Here is a 16,146-nt window from a genome sequence, read left to right as displayed (position 1 = left end):
ATAAAGGCTTGTTCAATTACTCAGTCCGTCCATTTATTCTTCAAAAAAAAAACTGCTATCCGAATGGATAGCAGCAAATGAGTGATTTAATTTTTCCTGTAAAATCCTTTAAGTGATGCGTATGCGCCAAAAATCAGGAAGAAATAAAGGGTATACACCTTCAGCTCCCATATATTGTAGTACATCCCGCTTACGCCAGTCGCAAACCACAAAGCAATCATGAACTTTGGAAAATTGCCTTCGTGACGCTGTTTCCAAAACATCCAAACCATAAGCAGAAGAAATGCAGCAAACAAAATAACTCCAATGGCTCCTGTTTCAGCTATGACCTGAATATATTGGTTATCAGAGTAAAAGTATTTTCCACCATAGATATCTGAGCGAATTCCGTATTCATCGTAAATAGGAGACCCGTACGATAAGGTAGCTGAACCGCCAAAAGTTCCAAATCCCGTACCAGTTATTGGATGATCTTTAAACACTTCGAATCCCTTTTTAATGTAAAAGAACCGGCCGCTTTGTGCCATTAATTCCAAATTCTCTTCATCAAAGGTTTCCTTAAAACGATCTGTTAAGCCGCCAGCACCATGCCCGCCACCGTCAACTCCAAGCGATTGAACAAGTCCGACACCAGCGTTAACAGGAAGATAGATAAGAACAAAGCCAAGAACGGCGGTAATAAGAAGCGGCTTCAATAGCTTCCAATATTTAGAGAGGATAAAGAACAGGACCCCGCCAGTAATAATTGAAATCCAAGTACCTCTAGAATACGTTAATAGAAGCACACCTATAAATAAAGTTAAGCAAGCATAAAGCCATTTACGTTCTTTTCCTTTTGCCATTTCCAGCAGAAAAAGAACTAAAACAATTGTAAATCCTAAAAATAACGCAAGTGAATTCGGATTGCCTGGTAATCCATATATCCGAACAAAATTGGTTGCAGAGAGCATTTTCTCGCTCCACGCATCAGGCAATAGAAGCTGCCTTAGGGACAGTTTTTCAATAATCCCATGAATACTAATCAACACAGATAACCCAATAGTTACCCAAGAAAAGTGAAGCATATCTGCTTTATCAATCTTCATGCGTGAAACAATATAGTATAGAAGATACATAATCACAAATGTACGGATCTGAAATACTAGGGCTGCAATTGAAACACCTGTGGCAAAACCAATGGCTGTCCCAAACGCAAGAAAAGCAAAGAAGGCCCATTCAAATGTTTTGAAGCGGAATAAGCTTTTCCAATCTTTTCTTGCATCGTAAAAGATGCGCAGCAGCAAAACAAACGTGATTGCGTCTCCAACAAGCTTAAGACCTGGATTAATTTCAATAAGAAATGGACGAATAGGTACATAAACTAGTAAAAGCAGAAGACCTTGTTTCGGCTGGAAGAAGGATAATATCGTTAATATCCCTGTTACTAACACTAGACTGATCTTATTAGGTAATATCAGTCCTACTAATAATAGTAGGAATCCGACAATTACTATACGATATGGTTGAAGCTGTAATTTCATCGTCAAATCCCTTTCCTGGATGAGTAATTCTTGCTTATGCTATTCATGCAGTTATTTCATTCTTTTCCATCTTACAAAATTTCAAGGCCGCAGTCAAAGCTAATATAATTGGTAATTTCCCATGCTAGATTCCAATTCCATAAGAATATAGCTCATTCTGAATATCGCTAGGAATTGTGAAACCTGCCGCTTTTAAATATGACGTTTTCGATACTAAAAAGGTTTCAATCATTTCAAGCTGAGATTGGTCAATTTCGGACCAAAGACGGTAGGATTTAAGCAAATCTTCAACCGTTAATAGCTCATAGTCTCTTCCTACAAACGTAAGATCAGGATTTACTTTATACCAAGTATCCCCATCTTCTCTTAACCATTGTTTCCCTAGACCATTTATCCCTTCTTGAACAACTTGTGCGCCTTCTAAATATTTTTCATCCTTCGTAGCTAAATAGGCTTCCAGCAAAAGATTCATCCCGCCTAGTCCATGATTTAAAGAAGTATGCGTTAGAATAGGGTCAAATACAGCGAAATAGTCAGGAATAAGCGCGCCTTTTTCATTAATTCTTATTACATTATCTGTTTCAATTTGCTCTAATAAGAAATCTGCATAAGTAAGAAGCGGTTCTGTTAAGGCATCTAATTGCAATTCCTTGCCCATATCTCGCAAATACAATGCAATGTATTCATTAAATCTTGTATCAATAAAAGGAGCCGTAATATTATACAAACTTGTTAAATACGTACTTGTTACCTCTGTTTCCCAAAACTTTCTTTCTCCTCTGAAGTTCAAAAGATCCGCAACCGAGTTAAGCGCTAAATTATAATAATAGCGTTCATTCGTACGCTTATATCTTTCTAATGCTTCAGCTTCGCGGAAGGTCAGAAGTGTTCGCCCGTAACCCATTTTTGACAATGGCTGCGGCTCAACAGTCAAAACCATCTTGTTATAGGGACCATCTGCTGTATACCATTTATTTGTCTTTCGATAGTTTGCTGCACTATATTTCATCCAGTTCGTAAGCTCTTCTTTATTTTTGAAAAGCTGCTCATCTGAAACCATTAGCCATTGCTCAACAATATCCTTGCCAGAAGACTGCAAGGAAACAATCATTTGCTTTTCTGTATTTTTTTCTTCAATAGTAAGCGCGTCTGATTCCGAAAACAGCTCTCTTACTACACTTTTATTTACATTTTCATATCTTTTGATTAGCTCTCTGGAACGGTAAGCCTTCCCTACCATAACTTGCTTAACATGCTGACCGTCTTTCGTGATTTCTAACAATCCAGTTGGATAGGAAGTCGGATCCTCTCCCATTGTAGTTGAAGTGCCTGTTGGTTTTGGAAAAGTGCTAAATGGAACTAAATTTGTCTCAGTTCCTTCTGGAAGCGCCCATTCGATTTCCATATAAAAATCAAATAATTTATTATTATCTACTTTAGAAAATAAGAAATAATCGCCATTGTTAAATTGGCGTTTAACAATCTCAAGCTCGCCAGCCTTTGCATTAAAGCGTTTAATTGAATATGTATACGTTGTCTCTTGGACATTTGGGTACTCATCCGTTGCTTTCTTCTCTAGTTCGATTGGATGTGTGGTCCTTAATAATATATGTTCACCATCAGAAACTGGAAGATTTGTTACATGATACGTTTCCTGTCTATTCGCTGCATATGCCTCATCTGAAAAAATTCCTGCAAAAAGCAGCAGCCCTACTAACACAATCCATCCTTTCAATCTCACAAAACCACTCCTATATGTCTATTTATATGCAATACTCGCAAAGCAAGCAAAAAACTAATAATAATAGATTATAGGAAATGATGGAAAAGTTCAATCTATACGGGAAGATCGTCACATGCAAAAAGCCCCGCAGGCATTATCCTGCAGAGCCTTTTAAGAGATTCTATTCCATTTGTTCTTCAATCAGTTCTTCCTCATCAAAGGAAGGAAGATTATAATAGATTTTCCATGCTCCACTAGCTGAATCCTTTTTCAAGCTATATACACTATCCATTGGAATCGTCATATCAAAGTTGAAGCTATCATCTGCACTTTTAAATACAAAGGTTCCAACCATGCCAGTAACCTCTACAGTTGCAAATCTATCAGACTTCGATAGAACTTTTAAGTTTAGATTCGCATCATCAATCGTAGAAGTTAGTTCTCCTTCTTCATCAATTGGAAAAGCAGAACCGCCTAGCTCCGTTCCCTCCATCAGATAGTACCCAGTGCCGTTCTCTTCATAAAGCTTAAGAAGATCTTCCGTAGAATTTGATTCTGCTATTCTGTTCTCACGAATAATATGATCTTTCAGGAACGCTGTAATTTCTTCATCTGAAGAGACATTTCCTTGCTCCTGCTGTAAAGCTCTATGAATCATCACAATCGCCTGTGCTCTTGTAGCAAAGTTCCGCGGTTTAAAAATCGTATCATACCCTTTAACAATCCCATTTGCAGCCGCTTTGTTTACATACTCATAAGCCCAATAGTTCTGATCTACATCTGTAAATGTTTTTGTCGCTTCAGCAGGAAATTCAACCGTCTTTTCAAATGCAAGCACAATCATCTTTGTCATTTGATCACGTGTAATATTTGCATTAGGTGCAAATGTCCCATCATTCTTCCCGCTAATAATCCCTAAGCTGCTTGCAATAGTAACATACTCATAATGCCAGTTATCCTTTTTCACATCAGTGAATACTTTTCCGTCGCCTTCAGCCTTCAGCCCAAGAGCATTCACCAGGATTTTCACAAACTGTGCACGCGTAATTTTATTCTCCGGCTTCACCGTCATATTCAAATCTTCATCCATGTAGCCATCGATAATATCCGCATTAATGAAATTATCGATTTCCTCATACGCCCAATACGACTCATCTATATCCATTGGAATATAATGATCGAATGTTTTCCCGCTAGCAGCGGATGCAGAATGAAATGGAATAAATGCAAAAACCAAAACTAGCAGAAACTTTAGTCCCTTCAATTAGTGTTTCCCCTCTCGCTGTTAAATTATTTGTGTACTGCTAATTTAATTATAATAAGATTTAGAATTTAAGATAGGTGTAAATAGTGGAAATAGGTTGGGGGATTAATAGCAGTTACAGATTGAAGGTTTGATGGGTGCAAAAGGCTTGGGATCCATGGCTAAAGAGATTTTTTTTACTGATACAAATATCTGTTGGAAAATATGAATGGTGAAAAATCCTTCTTAGGGTGTTCTTAATTTTGGGGATTTAGTGTTGAAAGTCAATTTTGCAAGCTCTCATTCATTTTTTGCTATCTTTGATAAAAAAAGGGTCTTGATCTGCTTGCCTATTCTTTTAGTTTAGTCATCATTTCACTATGTATTGAAATTTGGTACTAATGCAAGTTATCTAGTCTTGTATCCATTTGGTCTATCCTTACTTCCATATTAGGTTGCTTATATATAAATTTCCTACCATTAAAATTAATTGATAACATACACTCAAGCTAGTCTAAACAGATTTCATCTATCTTCCCCCATTCTATTAGATATAGATACTACACGTTCGTTCTTAAAAATTTCCAAAAATCGTATTTACAGGGATATGCTATAGGAAAGGGTGGACATTTCTAAAATGAATGTTATTAATTAATACCTTGTAAACTAAAAAGCCCTGTGGAGAAGAAACTCTCAACGGGACTATCTAATATGAAACATTATTGTGTAACACGATTTTAGAATGGTGATAGACACCCTACCTAATCACTCTAATAGATTCGGCATTGAAGACAAATAAGCCCTTAAAGAATATATCACTATAGAGCCTCTAGTATTCATTATTCTGGGACTAGGTACCCGTATCCCTTCTTACCCTTAAATTCATAAAAAAAGGAAAGCCCATAAGAGCCTTCCTTTTAACTTTGGGAATAATATCTTTTCCCTAATATTTATTTATCTACTATATTAATAATTAGTTTAAAGTAATATCTGCAGTGTTGATACGATTACCTTGAGCATCAACTAGGTTTAGATCATCTGTAGCAACCAACTTAACTGATTTTCCAGCTGCGATTGCTGTAGATAAATCTTTATTGATTTGGAATGTAACTGTTGTAGTTGCAGTTGTACCTTGGTCACCAGTTACAGTAATAGCTGGAGTTTCAACTACTTTTACACCATCAATATATAGAGCATAATCATCTGAAGCAGTAACTGAAGTTTCTTTTACTGCTTCGTTAAACGTTACAGCAACAGAAGTTGATGTACCAGCTGTAAATGTAATAGCTTTAGAAGCAACTTTTGCTCCAACATTTTCTTGGATAACTAATGGGTTAGTTACAGCATCCATTTCAGTCACACTAGAAGAGTAACCTTTAACACCTTTAACTGTTACATTGTAAGTACCAGCTGTAGTGATTGTATCATTAGTAAGGTACACTTTTACTGAAGCTCCAGAAGTACTGTTGCTTACTAATTCTACATTAGTTACATTAGAACCTTCAACTGTGTAGTTAGAAAGTGTTTTTGCAGATGTAGGATCAACTGCAGATGCAAAATCAACTTGTACGTATGCACCTTTCTTAAGATCAACGCCATTTGAAAGAGGTGATCCAGTTAGTGCTAACTTAGTAGAAGTTTCTTTAGAACCTGTGTTAGTAAAAGTAATAGTTTTTGCAACTGATTCATTTTTGTATAAATCTTCGAAGTAACCTGTTCCAAATTTAACAGTATAAGTTTCATCTGTTGGAATAGCTACAGGAGTACCAGCATTGTCAAATAATTTAACTTTAACAATACTTGCATCAGTTGTATCCACAGAAACATTTGCTGCAGGAACTGTTTTTGTTTGAGCTACACCAAACTTATCTTCATAGCTCATTGTTAAGTTAGTAACATTTCCAGGAGTTGTAGTATTTAAGCGTACTTTTTCGCTTAATTGAAGCACTAAGTAGTTATCACCACTTGCATCAGTTACCACTTTAGAAGATTCAATAGTTGGTGCTACTTTATCTACTGCAAAGTTGATTAAATGAGATGAAGCTACAGATGTGTTTCCACTTAAATCGGTTGTAGCTCCAGCTGCTAGTGCAAGATAACCAGCTGTTGTTTGTTCAGCAGGCAATGTTACTACATATTTAGTTTGTGTAGTATCGCCTGATACTGGAAGTACTGAAGTTACAGCAGCTCCATTATATGTGAAATTTGCTGCAGTAACTGTAACAGCTTCTGAGAAAGTTACTTCAATTGTTTCAGCTGATGTTGAAGCTGCTGAAACAACTGTAGCTGGAGTTTTATCTGCATCAGAAACAGTTACTTTTTGAGTTAACGGAACTGATACATTACCTGCTAAATCAGTTAAAGCTGGAACTGATAGATTAATTTCTTTTCCAGCAACGATTGTTCCAGTTAATGTTACACGAATTGTTTTATTATTATCACGTAATGTTGCACCAGCTACAGAACCAGCAAATGTAGTTCCATCTGTATATGCTGCAGATACTGCACCAGTTGAAGCAACTGGTTCACTTAAAGTAATATCAAATACATATTTGCTAACTTGCTTAACACCAGTAATTGAGGCACGAGTTTCATCTTTTACATTGATAGTAGTTGTAGATGCTGCAACAAACTTACCAGTAGTATCTGTTACTTTATCTTTTGTTACGTTGAAGTTGTAAGCTCCAGAAAGAGCTGATCCAGTATAGATAGTTAATGTTTTACCATCTAATTCGGCATTCATACCGTTTACAGCTACAGTACCACCAGCAGCTGTTGTCAAAGTGAATACTCCATCAACTAATGTGCCTTGGCCTGCACCTGATTGTTCAACAACAGTTGATTCTTTGATAGCTTTATTAAAAGTTACAACGATTGTACCAGCGTTAATCGCACTAACACTCTCAACAGCTGGAGCAACCGCTTCAACAGTTACTTTTACAGCAGCTTTAAGCTCAGTTCCTTCTACTGTACCTTCAACGTTGTATACGCCTGGTTTTGAGAAGTCAGTTTCTTTCCAAGTTACAGCAACTTCTTTTTTGCTGTCGTCTTTGTATGTTACTTCAACAGTTTTAGGAAGTTCTACTTTTTCGCCTTCTTTAACTGTGATGTCTTTTAAAGAACCAATGCTTGCGATTTCTTTTACTACAGTGTCAACGTTCATTGCACGGTATAAGAATGTTGCGAAGTGTGCACGGCTTACGTTGCCTTTAGGGTTGAACATGCCGTCGTTTGTTACTGTTACTTTGTTTTGGGCAAGAATGATTACATTTTCACGGTGTGAAGCACTGATTTTATCTAAGTCAGCAATTTCAACTTCTTCGCCAGTGTTTTTAAGATCAAATGCACGTACTAGTACAGATGCCATTTGCTCACGAGTTAATTGATCAGCAGCACCGAACTTGCCGTTGCTTCCGCCGAAGATTCCAGCTGCTTTAGTAGCTGCTGCACCTTCTGCAAATACTGAAGCTGAGCTTACATCGTCGAATGCTTTAAGATCAGATGGAATTTCAAGATCTAATGCATTTGTTAATAGGTTAGCAGCTTGTCCGCGGTTTAAGATTAATGATGGACGGAAAGTTCCATCTTCATAACCATTTACAACGCCAGCTTGAGCTAATGCGTTAATCGCATCTGCAGCCCAGTTTCCTTCTACATCAGAGAAAGATTTTGATTCAGCTGCACTTACAGCTGGTACGATTGCTGAAGCAACAACAGCTGCTGTTACTGAACCAGCGATGAACTTGTTTAACTTAGACTTAGAAGACATTAATTAGTTCCCCCTGTGTATATAGTAATATATGATTCAAGTAATTTATTGGTCGCGGACGTTTTACAATATTTGTAATCCGTACCCCGCTGACAAACTTATAGTAACATGAGATAATACTGAAACAATAGCGGTTAATTATGGTAGTCAAGGAAGTAATCTGAAATAATTCCGCAAAAATGGCTATAAAATCCAGAATTCTGGCAATTTCTAATAAGATGTTCCTAGATGGCCATAAAATTCCAAAAAAATGGATGCACCCTATTGCTAAGTCAATCCTTCAGTTAAAGATTCATATATTATAGAAGGAAAAGGTTAACATGATTATTGATTAATAATAATTAATTATTACTATTGAACCTATTACCCTACTATATAGTAAATAAACGCAATTAAATTTATCCTTTTTTATGTGAATAAAATATAAGAGTGACTCAATTAATATCATTTGAAAATAAAAAAGGGACTATCCCAAGTGGAATAGCCCCTAAACACAAGGTTGTCTATCTAATAAATAGGCATCCTCGGTTGGTAACTTAATTTTACCTTTTCGCTGCCAAAATGCATACATGAAAATTATGGAATGAAATTATACTCCTCTGACCGTTCCCATTAAATCAAGGCTTCTCTCCAAACGATTTCCACATAATCACTTTCCTGCCAAAAATATTAGAATGAATATTATTTATATCTGAGGCTATAATAAAGCTACGATAAGATTTTGGTTGGTAAACCAGCCAATCTTTCCTTTTTGCCCACTGCTGGTAACAGTGGGTCTTTTTTCTGTTTATAAATAAATAGTCGGTCTGATTAATTAAGCCTTTATGTGCAGACCGGCATTTACATTTGCATCCATAATAATGGGTGCATTTTTTTATGGTCAAATATCTTACTTATTCAGTACTTCCTTCCTATCTATTAATTTCTCTCCCCCTAATACTAGTAAAATCTGTCAGATTTACGATAGAATAAGGGAGTTAGGATCTGACCTACAATCTAAGATGCGAGGGATTTCATTTATGATCTATCGAATAAGGTTTTTGAAGGATATTCGATATCCACAAACGTTCTTCTATCAATTAAAAAATGCTGAAATACACAATGGGTTCTGGTCCCGATTTTCTTTGTTAGCTCTTGTAAGTATAGCGATTTCATTCATCTATGCTTATTACGGCATTGGGACAGAAGCCATTTCTAAAGAAATTTATCAGCTTTCAGGCTCAGAATTTGAAATGAAGAAGGCTATTTTTGCTGCTGGAAAGCTGCTTTTCGGGCTTGTCTATCCATTTTTAATTGTTTTCCTGCCTAGCCTATTTTTTTGGAGTGTAACAGATGGTTCTTTTAAGAAAATCGCCATCATTCAGGTGTTTGTTTTATTAATAGTTTTAATCGAAAAAGCACTTTTTATTCCATTTGCAATTTCTTTAGGCATTCATCCCGAGTCGTCCCCCTTCACATTAGGCGTGATTATGCAATACATAACAAATGCAGATATTCTAATCTATTTCTTCGGTATGATTTCCATTTTTAAAGTATTGGCAATGGTTCTTCAATACTTTGGATTAAAAGAATTAACGAGCAAAGAACCAATATTCATCTTTTGGATGGTAATGGCGATTAATGGCTTCTTTTGGTTAGTTTCCGCTCTTTTATCCTATATAAAAATTGAAAATCTCCTCTAAAGGCGGTGTACTCTTATGAAAAAATGGCAGCTTTTCTTATTAGCAAGTGTTATTTTTATGATGATCAATATCTTTTTTATTATAAAAAGCAACAGTAAAATCGAGCATACACAGTATGTTAAGAAATGGACACCCGTTAAACAAGAGGATATCGTTCAAACACTTAGTACTTCAGGTGTAGGAAAACCAACTGAGGAATTCCATTACTATTTCGATGAGAAAAATGGCTCATTCCATCAATTCTTAGTTAAGCAAGGGGATACAATCGAAGCAAACACGCCATTATATATGTATACGTCCCATAATATTGATTTAGAAAAGGAAAGATTACAGACGGAAAAAGAGGAGTTAGAAGGAAAAATTGACAGCCTTGAAACACATATCGATCGGCTGTCAGACTATCAATCATCTGTTGAAACGAACAACAAGTCAGAGGAAGAAAAAGACTCCGGACAACAAATCGTTTCTCACTCTATCGAACAAGAAATATATGACAAAGAGTTAGAAATTGCCTTCTTTGAAAATGAAATAGGAAAAATTGAACAACTGCTTACAAGCTTGAATAATAATGTGGCAGATCTCACTATTCAAAGCCAAACAAGTGGAATTGTAAAGGAAATTCGCTATGATTTGCAAAATCCGGTTCTTACGCTTATGTCAGAAACCCCATCTGTTTATGGAACACTTTCTGAGAGTGATGTCTTCAAAGTCGAAGAAGGAATGAAGGCATTTGTATACAATAGCAAAGCAAAAGAAAAAATCACAGGTACCCTGTCTTACGTTCAAACATTCCCTGAAAATGAGCCCAGCGTAGACAAGGAGAGCAGATTTCCTTTCACTGTTCATTTTGAAGGAGAGGAAGAAGGACCTTCTGTTGGAGCCCATTCAAAAGTAGATATCGTAACCAATGAAGTGCTAGATGCATTAATTGTCCCTAAAGAAAGTGTGCACAAGAAGAAAAAGAAACGTTATGTTTGGCTCTTAACATCAAGTGGGGAAATTGAAAAACGTAGTGTAACAACGGGTTTGAAAGAGCGTGGAATGATAGAGATAACTAAAGGGATAGAAAAAGGTGAGAAAATCATCCCTCATTCAGCCAAAATCCATGGAAACAATATAAGCATTTTTACTCCCTTAAAGCTTGAAAAACTGCAGAAAAGTGATTTGAAAAATACGACAAAAAAAGAAAAAGCAAAGTATTTGTTAGCTGGATTTTTGAATTAACCTTGGAAAATGCTCCTAAATTTAGGGGCATTTTTTCATTCCTCTAAAAATACGACAATTTTCGTCTAGTCCTGTCTCTAAATAGAATGCTATGATAGTAGCAGCTAAATGAAGAGAGAGGAAGAGTTTTAATGTTCAAGCGTCTATGTCTGACATTTATTGCAGGAGTATCCATCCTAGCCTTTCATCAGCCAAAAATAGAAGCATCGGCTGCGATTAATTACAACCATATTTTGCCTCTATCAAAGCTTTATATTGGATCCCCTTATCAATTTGGCGGGACTAGCCCTGTAGGCTTTGACTGCTCCGGCTATATCCAATTTGTTTTTAAAAAAATGGGTGTACAGCTGCCGCGTACGACGGCTGATCAATATCATTTTGGCAAAGATATTGATCGGGCTCAGCTTCGTGTAGGGGATATCGTATTTTTTGAAACATATAAAGATGGGCCTTCACATGACGGCATTTACTTAGGCGATAACCAATTTATTCATGCTTCCACATCAAAGGGAGTCATGTTTTCTAGTTTAGACGATCCTTATTATTGGAAGGAACGATACATAGGGGCAAAAAGAGTATTGGATTACCAAATGCCACTCGGGCAGTTCAAGGACATTCCTTCTAGTTTCTGGGCAGAATCGCAAATAGCTGATTTAAATAAGCAGGAAATTATTATCGGTTATGAGGGAAGTCAATTTAAACCCGATCTCCGAATCACTCGCGGAGAAGTAGCCGCATTGCTTGCTGAAGCCTTCGAGCTTCCTGTTGCGGACCGTTCAAAAAAATTCAATGATGTAACAGAAGATCATTGGGCATTAGGTGCCATCAATGCTGTTGACAAGGCTGGCATTATCAAAGGGGATGAAGCTGGCAATTTCAGACCAGAGGAAACACTTTCGAGAGAACATCTAGCGATAATTTTTTCCCGTGCCTTTGAACTGGCACCTGCACAGTCAGCCGTATCTTTCACTGATATCCCACAAGGCTATTATGCAGCAGATGACATACAGAAGTTAGCTGCATCCGGTATTACTACAGGCAAAGAAGATGGTTCCTTTGCACCAAAAGAACTCGTGAATAGAACGCAATTTGCCGTATTTCTATCCCGAGGGATTGATAATAAATAAACATTTGCACTTGAGGATAAAAGGCATCGCCCATATGGACGATGCCTTTTATTTTTCTGCCCTTTTATGCTTATTCAGCTATAACAGGCGCTCCAGTTTTTGTTGCTAAATCGATAATACGGCCTTCGATTTTTGGTTCCACTGTTTTTAACTTGATTACATAATCTCTTAAGTTTTCCCAATCAGCAAATCCTAAATCTGTTACGCGGCCTTCCTTGTATGCTTTACCAAGTGCCTCATAGCCCTCTTGGCCTTTTGCCGTAAAGCCGTTTGTTGCAACGACATATTCCTTTTCTTTATCTAGCGGTGTGAATTCGCCGGCTTTTTCAGCAACCTCAACAGTGACAATTCTTTCACCTGCTGGTTTTGAACTGTCATAAGTAAATTTCATTCCTGATACATGCAGGAATCTGCCATGTTCTTTCGGTGCCTCTTTTACACTATGCTCTAGCGTTTCTAAAATTTCTGCACCCGTTAATTTCACTGTTGCCAGCGTATTGCCGAAAGATAATGTAGTCAGAATTTCACCTAAAGTGATTGGTCCTGCATCAATAGCTGCTCGGATTCCTCCGCCGTTTTGCATAGCAATAACCGTATTCGGATTAAATTCCTTCGCTTTATCTAGCATCCCATCAGTAATTAAGTTTCCTAATGCCGTCTCATTGCTTCTTACACTTTCTAGCGAGCCCGAACCTTGACGAGGATTTGGCAATTCTACAGCAGCAACTGCACCGACTTCTTGATTCTTAATTACTGCAACTTTGCTTGAATATTGTTTAAGCATTTCTGCTGCTTCTGGATCTTCAGCCTGGTCTGCGACCTTAATCAATTCCCCAGCTTGTCCAACTACTTTTCCATCCTTATCAAATTCAACATCAAGTGTTCCAAGGAAATCACTGTATTGGTATGCTTGAACAATGACAGTAGGATCTTTTTCTTTCCCGCTCTTATCCTTCTCAATCACGACTGGCTCATCTAGTTGTGTATGGGTGTGTCCGCCAACAATGATGTCGATGCCATCTACAGCAGCTGCTAGCTCAAGATCATTGTCATAAGCAACATTATCATCATATCCGATATGGGAAACAGCGATAATTTTGTTAATTCCTTTATCCTCGAATGCTTGAACCGTTTGTTTCGCCTTTTCTAGATAATTTTGGAATTCAACTTTTCCTGGGCTTGAAATTTCAGCTGTCTCTGCTGTTGTTATACCAAAGATCCCAACCTTTTCTCCATTTACCTCTTTCACAATACCGCTGAAAATGGTGCCTTCTGCTGGAGAATCCGCAATGGTTCCGCCTTTATATACATCTTTAAATAGCTCATCCTTTGAGAAATCAACATTCGCACTTACAAATGGGAATTTCGCTCCTTTGATGAACTCTGCTAATGCCTTATGGCCATCATCCGAACTGCCTAAGTCAAATTCATGGTTCCCAAAAGTCATGACATCATATTTTAAATAGTTCATGAAAGCTAAATCAGCTTGTCCTTTAAACTCATTAAAATAAAGTGTTCCTGTCAGAACATCCCCTGCATCAATTAACAAGGCATTTGGCTTTTCTGCTCTTACATTTTTAATAGCTGTTGCACGTTTTGCTATCGTATCTAAATGGGCATGTGTATCATTTGTATGCATTAAAGATAACTTATACGTATCCTCTGGCTTTTCTTGATTTGACTTTTCAATCGCACGATACAGGAATGTCGCAAAAGTTGCACGGTTAACGGATGCTTTCGGATCAAATGATCCATCTTCTTTTCCAGTTGTAATTCCGTTTTGTGCAAGGATTGTTACATTTTCCTTATGTGATGCACTAATTTTATCCGCATCTGTGAATGTAACTTCCTTATCTGTAGCTTTCAAGTCAAATGCACGGACTAAAACAGTTGCCATTTGTTCACGCGTTAATACGTCTGCAGCTCCAAATTTATTGTTGGATCCAGTAAAGATGCCCGCTTGCTTCGCTGCTGCTGCACCATGAGCGAAAGAAGACTTCTCGCTTACGTCTGAAAACGCCTTCAAATCAGTTGGAATTGGAAGCTTCAATGCCTTAGTTAATAGATTAGCCGCTTGCCCTCTAATGATCGCAGTACTAGGTTTAAAAGTACCATCTTCATAGCCGCTGATCACACCGCTATCTACTAAACTATAAATTTCTTTAAAAGCCCAGAAATCTCCCTTTACATCAGAAAATTGCTTTGTTTCAGCTGCATTGGCAGCAGGCGCAGCAAGCGAAACTACTAGAGCAGCCGCTGAAGCTGTTGCTAAAAACTTTCGATAAGACTTTGGTAAATAAGCCATCCAACTATTCCTCCTCAAGATTATGTAATTTTCTGCCAGAACATTCTGACAGAGAAAAATAGTTTATAGAATCTCTATAAACCTTTAATTCTATTTTAACAGAAGTGGACTGAATACTAGCAAATTAATTTAAATTTTAATATTTAGCAGGACAGGAACCTGGTCCCGCAACATAGCAGTTTTAAAAAACCAACATCTTACTATAACTGGCAATACTAGTAAACTCTCTCTGTTCCCTAAGTAAAAGGTAATAGGTGTGATAGGTTTGTTTTGACTAGATTTTTATCAAATTGTTAACAAAAATTGGTTATAAAGGTGTGATTTGTATTTTTAGTAGACCTATTTTTGTTATTTCCGCTTTATTTCCCGCCAAAACGCGCTATAATTTGGTGGATTTTGTTAAATTTTAGTGTGAGGGGAAGAAAAATGTCGAATACGAAGGATGTTCAAGAAAAGATGCTTTCTCGGTCTAAGCATTATAAAAATAGGAGACGAAAAAAAAGGAACTTCTTATTCACCTTTATCATGCTTTTCTTTTTAATCAGTCTTTTTGTAGCCGTACCAATTATTTATTCAAGTTCGAATCAGCTTTTTCAAAGTGAGGAAGAAATTAAGCCATCAAAAAAGAATGAAAATCAGGAGCAAGTTTTAGCTTCAGCAGAGAAACAGGAGTTAAAAACTGAAATAAAAGTAGACGCTATACAGACAAAAGCAGAGAAGAAATGCACTTGTCAAAATGTAGAGAAAAAGAAAGAAGACATTCGTGTGATTGAACATGAAGTGAAGAAGAAGGAAACACTTTTTAGTATTACTATGCTCTATTTTTCAAGCAGTCAGTATCAGAATAAGATTGCTTCTTTTAACGGGATTACAAATCCGGCAAAAGAGATTCGTGTAGGGACGAAGCTGAATATTCCTGATCCTGAGTTTATGTTTTATCATACGGTAAGTAAGGGTGAAACATTTGCGAGTATTTCGAGGAAATACTATGGAAACGCTTCCTATCGTGTGTCATTAGCAAATTTTAATGGAATCAATAATCCAGACCAATTGAAATATGGGGAAACACTGCAGATTCCAGGTCCTTATGTATTGCAAAAGATGTCAGAAAATAAAGATAATAACAAGTCGACTGCCGGGTACAGCCTTGTCATTTCAAAAAAAACAAACCAGCTTCTTGTATATCAAGACAAGAAAGTAATAAAAACTTTTTCAGTAGGAACAGGAAAAAATTCATCATTCACACCTGAAGGAACGTATAAAATCATTAATAAAATCGAGAAACCATGGTATAGCACAAAGGGAATTCCTGGAGGCGATCCAAAGAATCCTTTAGGCAGTCATTGGCTTGGTCTCGATGTACCAGGAACAAAGGGAACAAAATACGGGATTCATGGAACGAACGATCCATCCTCCATTGGAGGCAACGTCAGTTTAGGATGCATTCGAATGTTAAACACTGATGTGGAATGGCTATACAAAAATTTACCGCTGCAAACGGAAGTTACAATCAATTAATTGAGGGTCAGAGGGGCAGGAACCTTGTCTGGAGT

At 37.0% G+C, this 16,146-nt stretch carries 9 protein-coding genes; 4 read left to right on the top strand and 5 right to left on the bottom strand.

What is annotated here, in order from left to right:
- Window positions 1-86 precede the first annotated feature (86 nt).
- The 4 genes from C1726_RS14240 to C1726_RS14225 all read right to left on the bottom strand — a co-directional run bounded on the left by C1726_RS14240 (window position 87) and on the right by C1726_RS14225 (window position 8,255).
- On the bottom strand, window positions 87-1,520 hold the full coding sequence (locus C1726_RS14240; protein WP_102273766.1) for an O-antigen ligase family protein: 1,434 nt from the start codon (window positions 1,518-1,520) through the stop codon (window positions 87-89).
- A 124-nt stretch (window positions 1,521-1,644) separates the two neighbouring features.
- Window positions 1,645-3,261 carry a hypothetical protein gene (locus C1726_RS14235; protein WP_102273765.1) on the bottom strand — a complete coding sequence of 539 codons (1,617 nt, stop codon included), beginning with the start codon at window positions 3,259-3,261 and terminating at the stop codon, window positions 1,645-1,647.
- Between the two features lie 163 nt (window positions 3,262-3,424).
- Window positions 3,425-4,507 (bottom strand): S-layer homology domain-containing protein, encoded by a 1,083-nt coding sequence (locus C1726_RS14230; protein WP_102273764.1) that lies wholly within the window; start codon window positions 4,505-4,507, stop codon window positions 3,425-3,427.
- Between the two features lie 952 nt (window positions 4,508-5,459).
- Complete coding sequence (locus tag C1726_RS14225) at window positions 5,460-8,255, bottom strand: S-layer homology domain-containing protein (RefSeq protein ID WP_102273763.1); 2,796 nt, start codon at window positions 8,253-8,255, stop codon at window positions 5,460-5,462.
- Between the two features lie 1,019 nt (window positions 8,256-9,274).
- On the opposite strand from C1726_RS14225, the gene C1726_RS14220 reads away from it, so the two are divergent.
- The 3 genes from C1726_RS14220 to C1726_RS14210 all read left to right on the top strand — a co-directional run bounded on the left by C1726_RS14220 (window position 9,275) and on the right by C1726_RS14210 (window position 12,288).
- Window positions 9,275-9,937: a hypothetical protein gene (locus C1726_RS14220; protein WP_102273762.1), complete on the top strand. Its 663-nt coding sequence runs from the start codon at window positions 9,275-9,277 to the stop codon at window positions 9,935-9,937.
- Window positions 9,938-9,952: 15 nt separating this feature from the next.
- Entirely contained in the window at window positions 9,953-11,161 is a 1,209-nt protein-coding gene (locus tag C1726_RS14215) for an efflux RND transporter periplasmic adaptor subunit (protein ID WP_102273761.1), read from the top strand.
- 131 nt (window positions 11,162-11,292) lie between these two features.
- The gene (locus tag C1726_RS14210; protein WP_102273760.1) at window positions 11,293-12,288 is read left to right on the top strand and encodes a C40 family peptidase; all 996 of its coding nucleotides are present in this window, start codon (window positions 11,293-11,295) and stop codon (window positions 12,286-12,288) included.
- 70 nt (window positions 12,289-12,358) lie between these two features.
- Here the strand turns inward: C1726_RS14210 and C1726_RS14205 are convergent, their stop codons facing one another.
- Window positions 12,359-14,593 (bottom strand): 5'-nucleotidase C-terminal domain-containing protein, encoded by a 2,235-nt coding sequence (locus C1726_RS14205; protein ID WP_102273759.1) that lies wholly within the window; start codon window positions 14,591-14,593, stop codon window positions 12,359-12,361.
- Window positions 14,594-15,019: 426 nt separating this feature from the next.
- Here C1726_RS14205 and C1726_RS14200 point away from each other — a divergent pair, with 426 nt between their 5' ends.
- Window positions 15,020-16,111: a L,D-transpeptidase family protein gene (locus tag C1726_RS14200; protein WP_102273758.1), complete on the top strand. Its 1,092-nt coding sequence runs from the start codon at window positions 15,020-15,022 to the stop codon at window positions 16,109-16,111.
- Window positions 16,112-16,146: the final 35 nt, after the last annotated feature.

The organism is Cytobacillus massiliigabonensis (genome assembly GCF_900199725.1).
Lineage (GTDB): Bacteria > Bacillota > Bacilli > Bacillales > Cytobacillaceae > Cytobacillus > Cytobacillus massiliigabonensis.
The sequence above is the reverse complement of the archived record's forward strand: the minus strand, read 5'-3'. Positions and strand labels throughout refer to the sequence as shown.